This window comes from Winogradskyella sp., from assembly GCF_028282165.1.
In the GTDB taxonomy this organism is placed as follows: Bacteria; Bacteroidota; Bacteroidia; order Flavobacteriales; family Flavobacteriaceae; genus Winogradskyella.
Window position 1 is genome coordinate 28,788 of record NZ_JANQIM010000047.1, and the last position, 15,656, is coordinate 44,443.

The window sequence follows — 15,656 nt, forward strand, 5'->3', positions numbered from 1 at the left end:
GAAATCTATATAAAGAACACCAACGAAAAAGCCTCATTAAATGAGGCTATTTCTGTTTATATTAATTGAGTTAGTTAGAATTTCATACCTATACCAAGTCCAATAACAAAAGGATTAATATCTACGTCAGCTCTTACGATAGCACCAAGTTCAGATGTAGCATCTATAGTTGCTTCAGTGTTGATGAAGATGTATTTAGCATCGAGATTTACAAACCACTTATCGTTAAGCATGTAGTCAAAACCACTCTGAAATGCGAAACCAAAACTATTATCGTACTCAATATTATCGGCAGTAGGTCCTTCATCGACACCGTAAAAAATAGTATAATTAATACCAGCACCTAAATACGGTTTAAGATCACCTGAATAAAAGTGATATTGTAACGTTAAAGTTGGAGGAAGTAACCACACATCACCTAAATCTATATTATCAACATCTGTATTTACAGCATCAACATCATGATTAGCGGTACCAAGAATTAACTCTGCAGCCCAGTGTTTAGTAAAGAAATACGTAAAATCCAATTCAGGCACAATTGCCGTACTGATATCAACATCACCGTTTATGGTTTCAATATCCGCAGATTCATTTGGGATGATATTAATCAATCTTAATCTCACTTGCCATTTTTTAAAATCATCGTCGGGCTCAGTATCTTGTGCATTAAGGTTAAATGTAAAACCCAATAATAAGGCAAATAATAATAAATTTTTCATGTTGTTATTTTTAAATTTCCCACAAAAATAAAGTCTTAAAATGCCTCAAATACTGATAAATATCATGAATCAAAAACTTAAATAGTCTACACTTACGACTAAAAAAATACACTAAAAATAAGTTTCTGTATTACAGGTATTTGCATTGACGTAAACATATTTTTCGATGAAATGCACAATAAATTTTGAATTTTAACACACACTTTAACGGATAAATCATTAATTTTATCGAGCTATTTAATTCCAACACAATTTAAGACACAATTAATCTTGTCTAGTTTTCCCTCAAACTGTAAGGGAATTACTATAGTTATTTTTTTGTCAAAACCCTACTTATAATAAATGGAGTTAAATAGATACATAGACCATACACTGTTAAGTCCAACAACGACTGAAGCCGACATACTTAATCTTTGCGAAGAAGCACTAAAATATAATTTCTATTCTGTTTGTGTTAACAGCAGTTATGTCCCAATTGCCAAGCAAGCTCTTGGACGTTCTGACGTTAAGGTTTGTACCGTTGTTGGCTTTCCCTTGGGCGCTATGTCGACCGAAGCTAAAATTTTTGAGGCTAAAAAAGCTATTGAACAAGGTGCTTCAGAAATCGATATGGTAATGAATATTGGTCGCCTAAAAAGCAAAAACCATGTTGCTGTACTCAAGGATATTAGCGATGTGAAACGTGCAATTGGACTCACACCATTAAAAGTGATTTTGGAGATCAGTGAACTTTCTAAGAATGAGATTGTGAAAGCCTGTGAAATATGTATAGATGCAAGAGCAGATTTTGTAAAAACCTCAACAGGATTCTCTAAAAGCGGTGCTACACTGACCGCAGTAAAAATCATGAAAAAAAGTGTAAAAGACCAATTAAAGATAAAAGCATCTGGTGGCATTAGAGATGCCGAAACCGCTTTAAAATATATTGAAGTTGGCGTACACAGAATTGGCGCGTCTTCGGGAGTTGCAATGATGACCGACCAAACCTCCCATTCTGCATATTAGTTTAAAACACTTTGCGTAACTTTACAGCATGAGTGTACACATTGGCGCCAAAAAAGGCGAAATCGCAGAAACTATTTTATTACCAGGAGACCCATTACGGGCCAAATGGATAGCCGAAACTTTTTTTGATGATTATTTTTGCTTTAACGAAGTTAGGGCTATGTATGGTTATACAGGCACCTACAAAGGGAAACGTGTTTCTGCTATGGGAAATGGTATGGGCATACCAAGTATTTCTATCTACGCAAACGAGCTTATTAAAGAATACGGTGTTAAAAACTTGATTAGAGTCGGAAGTGCAGGTTCATATCAAAAAGATGTGCAAATTAGAGATGTAGTTTTGGCCATGGCCGCCTCTTCTACATCAGGCGTTAATGAGTTACGTTTTGGTGGTGCCGACTATGCACCAACAGCAGATTTTGGATTATTCCTTAAAGCCATAGAAGCTGCAAAAGCCAAAAATATACCTATAAAAGCAGGCAACGTTTTATCATCGGACGAATTCTATGAAGACGATATTGAGTCTTACAAAAAATGGTCTAAGTTTGGCGTACTTTGCGTAGAGATGGAAGCTGCAGGGCTTTACACCGTAGCCGCTAAGCACAACGTAAATGCGTTAGCTATTCTTACGATATCGGATTCTTTGGTCACCGGCGAGCGTACCACAAGTAAAGATCGCGAAACCACCTTTAAAAGTATGATTGAAATAGCCTTAGAATTAGCTTAATCTTATTTAACATACTTTTAAAACCAAACCATTTTTTCTAGTCTATTTTTGAGTGTATAACCAATCACTCTAAAAATGAAAACTTTATTCGCCGCTCTATCGCTTTTTTTATCATTCACTATATTTTCTCAAGATTTATCTGATAAAGCTCAAATAGAAGCAACTCTAAATAACTACATTGATGGGTTTTATCAAGGTGATACCACAAAATTAAAAGCAGCCATAAAGCCAAGACTCTATAAGTTTGGTTATTTAAGAGACAAGGAAACGGGAGATTTTAAATACTATCAGCATTTAAGCTATGAGAATGCACTTAAGTTAGCTCAGACCCTTAAGGACAAAGGACGAACCCGTACCGAAACAAAAATGCGTAGCGTTAAGGTTCTAGAAATTAGTAATCATATTGCGGCTGCCAAAGTTACGGCAGCTTGGGGGTTGGATTATGTATTATTATCAAAGGACGATGGTAAATGGATGATAGAAGAAGTGATTTGGGAGGGGCCGTTTGAGGAGAAATTTATTGCGGAATCGCAACCTTCGACCTATTATCTTATTAGACATGCTGAAAAAGACCGATCGGACAACTCCAATGAAGATCCACATTTAACAGAAGCTGGCAAAAAAAGAGCTGAAAATTGGGCTAGCACCTTTAAAGATGTAAAGTTCGATATGGTCTATTCTACAAACTATCACAGAACTAAGGAAACTGCTCTACCTACTGCAAAAGCTCATGATGTAGAAATTACGTATTATGACCCAAATAACATGTACTCCAAAGAATTTATGGAAACTACAAAGGGTAAAACCGTATTAATTGTGGGACATAGTAATACAACTCCACTATTTGCTAATGCTTTGCTGAAAGAAAGAAAATATAATGAAATAACGGAAGACAACAACGCTAATCTCTATATCGTAACACTAACAAATGATTCTAAGACATCTACGCTACTGAAAGTCGATTAATTCAACCTCAACATTTCGGAGTTCAATTTTTGATAGCAGTTTTAATTGATTATTATCGAATGCTTTACCCATATCACGAAGCTTTAAATTGTCGTCTTCAGGTTTATAGTTATAGTAATCAACAAAGCGTAATCCGTCTACATAACGTTCATTATAAGCTACTCTAAAACGCATCCCCTTTCCGTCATCTTCATTATATGAATACGCCAAGTAGTCTAGCTTAAATGTTTCTTTATCAATCCAATAAATAAAAACATCTTCAAAATCTTCGCCACCACCTTCTTCATTAAAAGTTACCTGAACTTTATAATAATCTTTATTTTTTATTTGCTCTTCCCCTACCAAGGTTTTATTGACGGCTTGGTCATTTAATCCATAAGGCAAAACAGAAAAATAGTGCACTGAATTTACGGAAGCATAATAGTTGTTAGCTATAGAATCTTCGAGTATTGTTCTATTACCATTAACAAAACGTTCAAAACTATTATTTGTTAACAAATCAAAAACCGAATCCTTATCATTAGAAAAGATTCTAATTAAAGAAAAGTTGCCCTTATTTCTTCTTGCTACATAATACTTGTCTCTAAAATCGAACCTAATAACTGAATTTTCAAAGGTCTTACCTCCTGAGGTTTCAATAGATTTATTTACAATATCTTGTGCAGAAAGCTTTTCAGTCTTAGTCTCTTGTTTACAACCAAAAACTAAAAAAACTAACAATATTACGTATATATGCTTCATATTTATATTTGCAATTGAAAGTCGTAAAACTAAAGATTTGTTTACATATTTCAACTTTTAACGTAATACTTTCAACTTTTAACTTTAACAATTACCTTTGCCACCCATGCAAAAAACGGTTAACATACTTAACAAAAAAGCGAGATTTCAGTACGAGATATTAGATAAATATATGGCTGGAATTGTGCTTACTGGCACTGAAATTAAATCTATCAGAGCGAGCAAGGCCTCTATTGCAGAAAGCTTTTGCGAGTTCAATGACATGGGTGAGCTTTTTGTAATCAATATGACCATTGAAGAGTATGTCTTTGGCAATTACTACAACCATAAACCAAAAGCAGAGCGCAAATTATTGCTCAATAAACGTGAGCTTAAAAAACTTGAAAAAGAAGTAAATGTAAAAGGTAACGCCATTATACCGCTTCGGTTGTTTATTAATGACAAAGGTCTGGCAAAATTAGAAATAGCCCTGGCGAAAGGAAAAAAACTCTACGATAAGCGCGAAACCATAAAAGATCGAGATAATAAACGTAATTTAGATCGTATTAAGAAAAGTTTTCGATAAATTTAAGAATGCTATAACCTATCTAAAGGTAATTTTAATCTATGTTTGAAACAATAGGGGCAACCATTCGTTGAATTAAAGCGTCTAAATATATAACCATCAACTTCAATACATGAACAAAACTTTACTGAGTGTATTATTTATTCTATGTAACACTGTACTTACCGCTCAAATCACTGGGACCATTACAGATAACAAAAACAATCCCCTTCCATTTGTCAATGTAATTATTGAAAACACTTTTAAAGGTACTACGACCAATGACGATGGCTATTATGAACTCAATATTTCAGAACCTAAAACCTACACCATTGTATATTCTTATTTAGGCTATAAAACAGTTAAAAAGGAAGTTGATATCGACCAATTTCCTTATAAAATGGACATTACTCTAGAGGAAGAATCCGTCTCATTAAATGAAGTGGTTGTTAGTACTGAAGAAAACCCTGCAAATGCTATAATCCGAAAAGCTATTGACAAACGAAAAGAGAACCTTGAAAAAGTTAATTCGTTTAAAGCTGATTTTTATTCGAGAGGTCTCATACGAATAAAGGATGCTCCTGAAAAAATTCTCGGTCAGGACATCGGCGATTTAGGAGGTGGTCTAGATTCCACAAGAAGCGGTATTATTTATTTATCAGAAACTATTTCAAAAATTCAATACCTAAGACCAGGCTTGCTAAAGGAAAAGATTACCGCTTCTAAAGTTAGCGGTAACGACAATGGTTTCAGTTTTAATAATGCGCAAGACGTCGATTATAATTTTTATAACAATACCATTGAATTTGGAAACGAAATAGTATCACCAATTGCCAATAATGCCTTTGGCTATTACCGATATCGATTAGAAGGGATATTTTATGATGATCGCGGCAACCTCATCAATAAAATTACAGTAACACCAAAACGTAAGAATGACCCTGTGTTTTCAGGAACCATTTATATCGTCGAAGAGCAATGGACCATTTATGCGATTGAATTGGATATCACAGGAACACAATCAAGAATCCCAGCCGTAGATTTGATATCCCTTAAGCAAAGCTTTTCATATTCTGAAAAAGATAAATTATGGGCTTTGATTTCGCAAAGTATCGATTTTAAATATGGTCTTCTTGGTATTAAAGGTGATGGTCGTTTTACGGCGGTTTACAGTAATTATGAATTTAACTCTGGTCTAACTCGAGACGATTTTGGGCCAGAACTCGTCGCTTTTGAAAATGAAGCCAATAAAAAAGACACTCTATTCTGGAAAGGGATAAGACCTGTTCCATTAACCGTAGAAGAACGTACTGACTACATTAAAAAAGATAGTATTCAAATTGTGAGGGAATCTAAAACCTATTTGGATTCCGTAGATCGCGTAGAAAATAAATTCAAACTGGGAGATATCCTCGGCTATACTTACAAAAACTCGCATAAAGATTATAGTCTAGGGTTTGATATTCCTTTAGGAGGGATTCAATTCAACACTGTACAAGGCTACACAGGAAAAGTGAATTTATTCTACACAAAACGTTACGACGATTTTAGACGCTACTTTTCGGCAAATGCAGGTTTTCAATATGGATTTTCGGATGAACGCATTCGTGTTACTGGATCGCTAACGTACAAATTCAACAATACTAACCGCCGCTTTTTAACCTTATCTGGAGGCGAAGAAGTTCAGCAATTCAATCCTGCAGATCCAATTACGCCATTTGGGAATACGCTTGCGACGCTATTCGCTGAGGAAAACTATATGAAACTCTATGAACGTCGTTTTATTCAATTGAATTATTCCGAAGAATTATTTAATGGATTTCGGTTATTTTCTAATATAGCTTATGAGCAAAGAAATGCGCTTTTCAATACCACTGACCAAACCTTTTACCCAAGGGCAGATGTAGAATATCTGAGTAATAATCCGCTAGATCCTACAAGTACCGACGCGCCATTTGAAAATCATAACATCATAAAGTTCAATGTCACAGGGCGAATTAATTTTGGGCAAAAGTATTTGAGCTATCCAGACAGTAAATTCAACATTGATAATGATGCCTATCCAACTTTGGTATTAAGCTACGAAAAAGGATTTGGGGCCACCAATTCCGATTATAATTTTGATCAAATAAAAGCTCGAATATACCAAGCTTTTAATATTGCGGATAAGGGTCGTTTTAGATATAACATAAGAACGGGTAAGTTCTTTAATGCCGATAATATTGCTTTCATGGATTTCCAACATTTTAACGGTAATCAAATTAATATAAGCAGACGCGGTAACTACAGTGATGTATTTAACAATTTGGGGTATTACGATTTAAGCACCAACGACAGCTATTTGGAGATGCATGCCGAGCACGATTTTAATGGTTTTATTTTGGGTAAAATCCCCTTGTTAAACAAACTCAACTTTAACCTCATTGTAGGCGCACATAATTTGGCTACACCAGATAGCAAACCTTATCACGAATTTACTGTTGGTGTTGACAATATTGGTTGGGGCAAATTCCGTTTCTTAAGGTTTGACTATATACGCTCCTACCAGAGTGGCGGTTTTATAGGAGATACGATTTTGTTTGGGCTAAAATTCTTTTAACTTTATTGTTCTGCATTCCTGCGTCCGAGCCCTCAATAGCTTTAGCGGAGGTGCAAGGCAGGAATCCACTTATAAACTAAATATCATGAAAAATATTCTTTTAGTACTTGCTTTAATTTCAGTTTGTCTAAATGCCCAAGAAAACACCAAAGACTACGCCAAACATGTCGCAACATTAGATAGTACAATTAAAACCCTTTATGATGTTATTTCTGGTGATGCTGGTGTAGAGCGCGATTGGGAATTGTTTAAATACCTATTTCACAAAGATGCGAAGCTTATTCCTAGTGGAAAAACCCAAGACGGTAAATATACTGCACGTTATATGACACCTGAGGATTATATCTATAGCTCTGGCAAATGGTTGCTAGAAAACGGTTTTCATGAAGTAGAACATAACAGGGAAGTACATACCTTTGGAAATATTTCTCAAGTTTTCAGTACTTATGTATCTTATAAATCCCTCCAAAATAAAAATGACCAAGAACCCTTTATGCGAGGTATTAATAGCATCCAACTGTTAAATGATGGTGAGCGTTGGTGGATTATCAATATCTTTTGGATGCAAGAATCTGAAGAGCATCCTATTCCGGGCAGGTATTTAAATTCCAAAAAAGACTAATAATACTTCCGTAGGTTATAAGACCCATGATAAAAGAATATCTTAATTCCTTCAAAATTCTTTCAAATAAAGAAATAGAAGCATTTTTAGATCTAGCCGTACCATCTATTTTGGAGAAAGGTGAATTTCTTAGTCAAGAGGGACAAATTAGTAACCAGATTGCCTACGTAAAATCAGGTATTCTCAGATCTTTTTATTACTCATCAGAGGGTGAAGAGGTTACATACTGTTTTACTTTTAAAAATGCATTAGTTACTGCATATACTTCATGGATTACTGAAAAGCCATCTGAGGAAAATATACAGGCGTTAACCGAAATGGAATTATTATTAATCTCTAAAGAACATGTCCATTATCTAGAATTACATTACCCAAACTGGAGACGTTTTTTCAAGCAAATTGCCGAGATGGAATTTGTTAACATAGAGAGGCGCTTATTTTTATTGCAACGCGAAAATGCCGAAACGCGCTATCAAGATCTATTGATCAATAATCCTGAATACTTACACGATATACCACTGCATTATTTGGCATCATATTTAGGTGTTACCCAACGCCATTTAAGTCGTATTAGAAAAAATATCTCTTTTTAGACATTTGTCTGCCAATTGAATCTTTTGGCAAGCTAGCTTTGCACCATAATTAAAACATGTTGTCATGATAGAAGCCTTAAGAACACCAGACCATAGATTTGAGAATTTACCAGATTACGATTTCAAACCAAATTACATCGATGATTTAGAAGGATATGAAGGATTAAGAATTCATTATATAGATGAAGGTGATAAGAATTCGGATGATACATTTTTACTTCTTCACGGCGAACCAAGCTGGAGCTTTTTATACCGAAAAATGATTCCTGTTTTCACAAAAAATGGGAATAGAGCTATCGCACCAGATTTAATAGGTTTTGGAAAATCGGATAAGCCCATCCTAGAGGAAACCTATACTTTTCATTTTCATCGTAATTACCTACTTAAACTTATCGAGCGATTGAATCTTTACAATATTACCCTCGTAGTTCAAGACTGGGGAGGCCTCTTGGGCTTAACGTTGCCAATGGAAATCCCGGATAGATTTAAACGGTTAATAATAATGAATACGGCATTGATTAATGGTAAACCCGCAGGACCTGTATTTGCAAAATGGAAAGGAGAAATCACAAAACCTGAAAATGTAGATTTAGTAAAATTATTCAAAACATATGCCCCAGGAATTTCTGATAAAGATGCTGCTGCATATGAGGCTCCTTTTCCCGATAAAACATACAAAGCTGGTGTTAGGAAATTCCCGCAATTAGTTGCTGAAGAACCGCATTTAGAGGGGGTGGCAACCTCATTAAGAGCTGCCGAATTTTGGAAAAATGAATGGGAAGGAACAACTTTTATGGCCGTAGGCATGAAAGATCCTTTACTTGGCCCTCCTGTAATGAAGCATATGCAGACACTGATAAAAGGTTGCCCCGAACCTTTAGAAATTCCCAATGGCGGCCATTTTGTGCAAGAAGCTGGTGGAGCACTCATTGCAAAAAAAGCATTAGAATACTTTGATAAGATAAAGAATAAATAAATATGAGGATATTACACCTGGTGTCGGATCCTGTTCTTAGAGGGTCTCGTGCTAATAGGCTAGAAAATTAATCTAGTCTAAGAACAAGAGCTTTATTACAGTATGGTAGAAAGGTCGTTACTTATTAAGGTTACCAATTGGTAACCAGAAAATAACAGCATGTTTTGGAATTGATAGCACTTAAATCTATTTTTATGTAAAAAGTTGTTTTAATGCCAAGAGCCTTTGTAGAAAACCCAGATCAAGTCACAACAATATTTTTTGATTTTAAATTCGGTGGAAAGTGGAAATTATCTTTGTTGTGTCTTCTATATGATGAACCATTGACCTTCGGAAAAATTAGGACATATGTGCCTTCCATTTCAAGTAAGGTTCTCACTAAAAATCTAAATGAACTAATTGACGAAAAAATGGTATTGAAAAAAACGGTTGTAAAAGAATCTAAAACCATTTATCAGCTCTCACCAAAGGGAAAATCGTTATATCCTATTATTGAAAGTATACATTTCTGGACGCTCAAAAACTACCCAGATAAAAGCTTTATAGAGCATTAAGATTTCTGAGTCTCTTCTTTTTAAAATCAGATAAACAATTTAGTAAATAAGTAGGCTCAACATACCAAATCTTTTTATTTTTAGGAACTACTTAAAGCATCATTGTTATGGAGATCAAAAATCACTTATCCTTACTATCTACAGCTATAGTTATTGTATTTAGTTGCTTAGGATGCTCCAATGAGCCAGTGGGTAGAAGTAATTGTGCAACTGTGGATATTTCAAATTTGAGTGAAACACAACTTCTATTTTATGATGTGGCTTTCAATGAAGAATTTGGTGATGGATCGGAGCGTCTTAGAAAGTGGGTTGGCGATGTAAACTTTTTTATTGAAGGAAATGTAGATTCTATTTTACTCGAAGAATTAAATAGTATTATTTCAGAATTGAATAGTACCGGTAACTCTCAACAGCTTATTGAGGTAAATTCACAAAATGAGGCAGATTTGATCGTTTTCTTTGGTACTAAAGAAGAATATGTTGCCGAAATAGAACCACAGGCAGAAGGATTTGCAGAAGGATCACGTGGGTTTACCTCTATATTTTGGGACAACAATTTTCGTATAGTAGCGGCCTCCGTTTGTATAGACAATGTTAACTTCACACAATTTGAAGATTTGCAACATGTGCTGCGCGAAGAATTGGCACAGTCCTTAGGTCTAATTAACGATACAGTATTGGATGACTCAAGTATCTTCAATCAGTTTATACAAAACCAAAATTACAGTCCAACAGATTTAGAGTTTATCGGCCAAATGTTGTCTTCCAATCTCTTACCGGGTATGTGCCCTGATGAAGCTTTGCTAGTTTTTTAATAAAAAAAAACGAGAAGCAATTGACTTCCCGTTTTTTTACTGCTATTAAACAACTCTTGTTTAACAAACTGAATCCGTTTATTATTTAGTCTTTATAGAAATTGATACCATTATTTCGCTCTTTCTGAACTGTAAATACTGTACCATTTATTCTTTCAATATCAATACGTCTTACGAAAGCTGAATTATCACCTTGAATACGTCTTATATTCTTATTTAAATCAGCACCGCCAAATCCACCAGCTCTTATAGGAATTAAAGAAGGTGTATTACTTAGGCTAGATCCAAAATTCCATATTCTTTTACCTTTAACACCTAACCAATTAGCAGGGAAATCTGCTCTATCAGTATTGTGAAAGAAAAGACTACCAGCTTTAAAACCGCCAGGTAATGTTCTAACTGGCTGGTTGTGTTCTTTTAATACTTCACCCCTATCTACTCTAAAGGCTTTGTAATTACGTCCATTGTTACCAAAGAATAAATAAACTTTGTTTGGGTTTGTCCCAGCTTGGATAATTCTAGCGTCTTTAGAATTATTTTTAGATAAAGTATCCCAGAAACCAGCGATATTACTTGCTCTACCTTCATTCATTCTTTCCCAAGTGTCCATTCCTGTTCTCAAATAGACTTCACCTGGGTTTTGAGAATTCTCGGTAACAACAAAGCCCAATTCATAAAATTTACCATCGCTATCCGCTTGATCAAATGCACGGTGTGTATTTCCGTAAATTTTAAAGACCTTATCGAACAAACCCGTATCGGTTACGACTTCACCTGTAAATACAGGGTTTGCATCCGAGCTGAATGCTGCATTTTCGTCAACAACTTCTTCTTTGCTACAAGACACTGCAATTAACAAAAAAGCAAATAAATAACTAATTTTTTTCATATTTAATAATTTTATACAGTTAATAACTTCTCAAATTTAATTTATAACAATTTCATTTACTAGCTCTAATAACATTAAGTCACAGAAAAAGTGGTTACCTCCAAGTAACAAATCGCCAAGTAGTAAATAGTATCGATGATTGGATATCCATTAGCTTCCTAACACAGGAATTTCAAGATAATTTTTTTTAAACATAGCTTTATCACCAAATAATTAAGTTGCCTGTTCGAGTTAATATCTGAAACTTATCTTAAAGTATTTGAGGACTTATCTATTGTCCTTATTTTTATAAAAATTAAAATATCATGTTCATGACATCTAAATCCTGTTCGTTCTTAATTGCAGCATTAACTTTCACTTTGTTTAGCTGCGCCCAAAATGCAAAAGAAAAAGCTGTTCCTGTTTTTAAGGATGGAGAAGCACAAATCGTTGAAGCTTTTAACAATCCTGGACAATGGTTACGCCACGACCTTTGGGTAGAAACTGAATTTGACACAGATGGTGATGGAGAACTAGATAGAATGCATGTTTCGGTAACACGACCAAAACAAACCGAAACCGAAGACTTAAAGCTTCCTGTTATTTATGTCACGAGTCCATACTTTGCTGGAGTTGCAGAAGATGTACAAGGTATTATGTGGGATGTAAAACGCGAACTTGGTGGTACATCCAAAGCACGTGTGCATCCTGAGGTAAAGCGTCGTGGACAACGACCAATCATTTCAAACTCTCATATCAAAAAATGGGTCCCAAGAGGTTATATTGTAGTACATTCTTCCTCACCAGGAACAGGCTTGTCCGATGGAGCACCAACAGTAGGTGGCTCCAATGAATCCTTAGCACCTAAAGCTGTTATCGAGTGGCTGTGTGGACGCGCTAAAGGCTATACTGAACGTAATGGGAATGAAGAAGTAAAAGCATATTGGTCCACAGGAAAAGTAGGTATGACAGGAACATCATACAATGGTACACTGCCTTTAGCAGCAGCTACCACTGGTGTAGAAGGATTGGAGATTATTATACCTATTGCCCCAAATACATCGTATTACCATTATTACCGTTCTTATGGTCTGGTACGTTCACCTGGTGGGTATCTTGGCGAAGATATAGATGTGCTTTATGATTTTATACATAGTGGTGATGAAGATAAACGTGCATACAATAACAAATTAGTACGTGATACAGAAATGATGGATCATATGGATAGACAGACTGGAGATTATAATGATTGGTGGGCAGGACGTGATTACCTTAACCAAATGGATAATATGAAAGCTGCCTTACTAATGGCTCATGGATTTAATGATTGGAATGTAATGCCAGAACATAGCTATCGCATTTATAAAGCTGCTAAGGAAAAAGGCTTACCACATCAAATCTATTACCATCAAAATGGACATGGCGGCCCACCTCCTGTAGCGATTATGAACAAATGGTTTACTAAATACCTTCATGGTATTGATAATGGTGTTGATAAAGAAAAAAATAAAGCATATATCGTTAGAGAATATGATGACCAACAGCAACCAACTGCTTATTTAGATTATCCTAATCCTAGTGCTCAAGATGTGGCTTTGAAACTTACTCCTGGTGGTATAACTTCCGGAGGGTTGACCTTAGAGGATAATATTGTAGAGATTGGTGAAACGTTTAGCGACGATGTCTCTTTTTCCGGAAAAGACCTTGCTAAAGCCAAAAGCTCCAAACACAGATTACTATATGTAACACCAAAACTAAAAAGTGATCTCCACATCTCTGGTGTTCCTAAAGTAAAAATCACTTTATCCTGCAATAAACCAGCAGCAAATCTATCGGTTTGGTTAGTCTCATTGCCTTGGAACGATAGTGCCAAAAAAATTACAGATAATATCATAACTCGTGGCTGGGCAGATCCTAAAAACCATAAGTCCTTAACTAATGAGGAAGATTTAGTACCTGGTCGTTATTACACTGTGAATTTTGAATTGCAACCCGATGATCAAATCATTAAAGCTGGTCAGCAGATTGGCTTGATGATTTTTTCTAGCGACCAAGAATTCACTATCCATCCAGAGCCTGGAACACAGTTAACTGTCCAACTAGATAAAACCACTTTAACTTTGCCTGTAGTTGGTGGCGAAGAGGCCTACAAAAAGTTTGTAAATTAGTTTTTGTCCTCCAACAAAGGCACAAATCGAAATTTACCAAACTCGTGCTTTTCAAATTCCTTTGGCCCTTTTCTAATAAAAAGGGTCATCGTTTGCACATCATCACCAACCGGAATTACTAATCGCCCGCCTACTTTGAGTTGACTTAACAAAGGCTTAGGAACAAAAGGTGCACCCGCAGTAACTATGATACTATCGAATGGTGCTTCTTCTGGCAAGCCCTTGTAACCATCGCCAAAGATTAATTTCTTGGCTCTGTATCCTATTTTAGGTAAGAATTTAGATGTTTTTTTAAAGAGTTGCTGTTGTCGTTCTATACTATATACTTTAGTACCCAACTCAATTAAAACTGCACATTGGTAGCCACTTCCAGTTCCAATTTCAAGAACCTTATGACCAGATTTCACTTGCAATAATTCTGTTTGAAACGCTACAGTATAAGGTTGAGAAATGGTTTGATCTGCGGCAATTGGAAATGCCTTATCTACATAAGCATGATCTATAAAACCAGAATCCATAAAAAGATGTCTTGGAACTTTGTTAATGGCGTTGAGTACAGTTTCATCTTTAATCCCATGTTTTCTAATGGAGTCAACCAATTGTTGACGCATTCCTTTATGCTTAAATGTATCTTTCAAATCTTAGTTTAGTTTCACACAAAATTAACCCAAAGAAAAGCAAATTCCTATCTCAAAATTCAATTATTGAATTCGCAGTTTTTTATATCTTCTTTTTTAAATTTTTGATGCAAAACGCCTATTTTTGTTAAAAACTGAAAAACATGCTAAAAGCTGGTGTTCTTGGTGCTGGCCACCTCGGGAAAATTCATTTGAGGTTACTCAACCAATCTGATAAATATGAGCTTGTTGGGTTTTATGATGCCGATACAGAAAATGCAAAACGTGTTGCTGAAGAATTTGGGTATATCTACTTTGATTCCATTGATGACTTAATAGAAGCCGTTGATGTTGTAGATATTGTAACACCTACCCTTTCGCATTACGACTGTGCCAAAAAGGCAATAAATAAAGGGAAGCATATTTTTATTGAAAAGCCAATTACAAAAACAGTAGAAGAAGCAGAAACGATTAGGACATTAGTTGCAGAACATGGCGTTAAAGGGCAAGTTGGCCATGTAGAGCGCTTTAATCCTGCATTTATTGCTGTAAGGGATAAGATCGATAATCCTATGTTTATTGAGACCCATCGTTTGGCGGAATTTAATCCACGTGGTACAGATGTACCAGTGGTTTTAGATTTAATGATCCATGACATTGATATCATTTTGAGCGTTGTTAAATCGCCCGTAAAACACATTTCCGCAAGTGGCGTAGCCGTTGTTAGTGAAACACCAGATATTGCCAATGCACGGATTGAGTTTAAAAATGGATGTGTTGCCAACTTAACGGCAAGCCGTATCTCACTTAAGAACATGCGAAAAACACGTTTTTTCCAAAAAGATGCCTATATCTCTGTTGATTTCCTAGAAAAGAAATGCGAAGTCGTGAAAATGAAAGATGCTCCAGAAAACCCGGGAGATTTTGATATGATTTTACAAAATGCAGAGGGCGTTAAAAAACAAATATATTTTGACAACCCAGAAATAGATAACAACAATGCGATACTCGATGAGCTTGAAACTTTTGCAGATGCTATTAATAACAACACAAAACCTATAGTGACCTTACATGATGGCACAGAAGCATTGCGTGTAGCAACAATGATTATTAATCAGTTTTAGTTCCCAAAGTTTGGGAAT

16 protein-coding genes are annotated in these 15,656 nt (G+C 35.4%); 12 read left to right on the forward strand and 4 right to left on the reverse strand.

Annotated features, from left to right (window positions below; translation table 11 throughout):
- Positions 1-74: 74 nt before the first annotated feature.
- Entirely contained in the window at positions 75-719 is a 645-nt protein-coding gene (locus Q0972_RS17350; protein ID WP_299368466.1) for an OmpW family outer membrane protein, read from the reverse strand.
- A 342-nt stretch (positions 720-1,061) separates the two neighbouring features.
- On the opposite strand from Q0972_RS17350, the gene deoC reads away from it, so the two are divergent.
- From deoC to Q0972_RS17365, 3 genes are all read left to right on the forward strand, one after another.
- A complete protein-coding gene (gene deoC, locus Q0972_RS17355; protein ID WP_299368469.1) occupies positions 1,062-1,724 on the forward strand; it encodes a deoxyribose-phosphate aldolase in 663 nt (220 codons plus the stop codon).
- A 28-nt stretch (positions 1,725-1,752) separates the two neighbouring features.
- Positions 1,753-2,451 (forward strand): purine-nucleoside phosphorylase, encoded by a 699-nt coding sequence (gene deoD / locus Q0972_RS17360; protein ID WP_299368472.1) that lies wholly within the window; start codon positions 1,753-1,755, stop codon positions 2,449-2,451.
- 75 nt (positions 2,452-2,526) lie between these two features.
- Positions 2,527-3,417 carry a histidine phosphatase family protein gene (locus Q0972_RS17365; protein ID WP_299368475.1) on the forward strand — a complete coding sequence of 297 codons (891 nt, stop codon included), beginning with the start codon at positions 2,527-2,529 and terminating at the stop codon, positions 3,415-3,417.
- On the opposite strand, the gene Q0972_RS17370 is transcribed toward Q0972_RS17365, so the two are convergent.
- Positions 3,400-4,158, reverse strand: a complete 759-nt coding sequence (locus tag Q0972_RS17370; protein ID WP_299368478.1) for a DUF6503 family protein — start codon at positions 4,156-4,158, stop codon at positions 3,400-3,402. The genes Q0972_RS17365 and Q0972_RS17370 overlap by 18 nt on opposite strands.
- Positions 4,159-4,264: 106 nt before the next feature.
- On the opposite strand from Q0972_RS17370, the gene smpB reads away from it, so the two are divergent.
- The 7 genes from smpB (at position 4,265) to Q0972_RS17405 (ending at position 10,861) form a co-directional block, all read left to right on the forward strand.
- Positions 4,265-4,723, forward strand: a complete 459-nt coding sequence (smpB, locus tag Q0972_RS17375) for an SsrA-binding protein SmpB (RefSeq protein WP_299368481.1) — start codon at positions 4,265-4,267, stop codon at positions 4,721-4,723.
- A 112-nt stretch (positions 4,724-4,835) separates the two neighbouring features.
- Positions 4,836-7,301 carry a DUF5686 and carboxypeptidase regulatory-like domain-containing protein gene (locus Q0972_RS17380; RefSeq protein ID WP_299368484.1) on the forward strand — a complete coding sequence of 822 codons (2,466 nt, stop codon included), beginning with the start codon at positions 4,836-4,838 and terminating at the stop codon, positions 7,299-7,301.
- Between the two features lie 85 nt (positions 7,302-7,386).
- Positions 7,387-7,923 carry a hypothetical protein gene (locus tag Q0972_RS17385; protein ID WP_299368487.1) on the forward strand — a complete coding sequence of 179 codons (537 nt, stop codon included), beginning with the start codon at positions 7,387-7,389 and terminating at the stop codon, positions 7,921-7,923.
- A gap of 26 nt (positions 7,924-7,949) precedes the next feature.
- Entirely contained in the window at positions 7,950-8,516 is a 567-nt protein-coding gene (locus Q0972_RS17390) for a Crp/Fnr family transcriptional regulator (RefSeq protein WP_299368490.1), read from the forward strand.
- Between the two features lie 64 nt (positions 8,517-8,580).
- A complete protein-coding gene (locus Q0972_RS17395; RefSeq protein ID WP_299368493.1) occupies positions 8,581-9,492 on the forward strand; it encodes a haloalkane dehalogenase in 912 nt (303 codons plus the stop codon).
- Positions 9,493-9,704: 212 nt separating this feature from the next.
- A complete protein-coding gene (locus Q0972_RS17400; RefSeq protein ID WP_299368496.1) occupies positions 9,705-10,046 on the forward strand; it encodes a helix-turn-helix domain-containing protein in 342 nt (113 codons plus the stop codon).
- A 107-nt stretch (positions 10,047-10,153) separates the two neighbouring features.
- Complete coding sequence (locus Q0972_RS17405) at positions 10,154-10,861, forward strand: DUF2927 domain-containing protein (RefSeq protein ID WP_299368499.1); 708 nt, start codon at positions 10,154-10,156, stop codon at positions 10,859-10,861.
- Between the two features lie 85 nt (positions 10,862-10,946).
- Here the strand turns inward: Q0972_RS17405 and Q0972_RS17410 are convergent, their stop codons facing one another.
- Complete coding sequence (locus Q0972_RS17410; RefSeq protein ID WP_299368503.1) at positions 10,947-11,750, reverse strand: hypothetical protein; 804 nt, start codon at positions 11,748-11,750, stop codon at positions 10,947-10,949.
- A gap of 311 nt (positions 11,751-12,061) precedes the next feature.
- Between Q0972_RS17410 and Q0972_RS17415 the strand changes: the two genes are divergently transcribed.
- Positions 12,062-13,897, forward strand: coding sequence for a Xaa-Pro dipeptidyl-peptidase (locus Q0972_RS17415; RefSeq protein WP_299368506.1), 1,836 nt, complete (start codon positions 12,062-12,064; stop codon positions 13,895-13,897).
- On the opposite strand, the gene Q0972_RS17420 is transcribed toward Q0972_RS17415, so the two are convergent.
- Positions 13,894-14,535, reverse strand: a complete 642-nt coding sequence (locus Q0972_RS17420) for a protein-L-isoaspartate(D-aspartate) O-methyltransferase (protein ID WP_299368509.1) — start codon at positions 14,533-14,535, stop codon at positions 13,894-13,896. The two genes, Q0972_RS17415 and Q0972_RS17420, sit on opposite strands and share 4 nt — an antisense overlap.
- A gap of 143 nt (positions 14,536-14,678) precedes the next feature.
- Between Q0972_RS17420 and Q0972_RS17425 the strand changes: the two genes are divergently transcribed.
- Positions 14,679-15,638 carry a Gfo/Idh/MocA family oxidoreductase gene (locus tag Q0972_RS17425; protein WP_299368512.1) on the forward strand — a complete coding sequence of 320 codons (960 nt, stop codon included), beginning with the start codon at positions 14,679-14,681 and terminating at the stop codon, positions 15,636-15,638.
- Positions 15,639-15,656 lie beyond the last annotated feature (18 nt).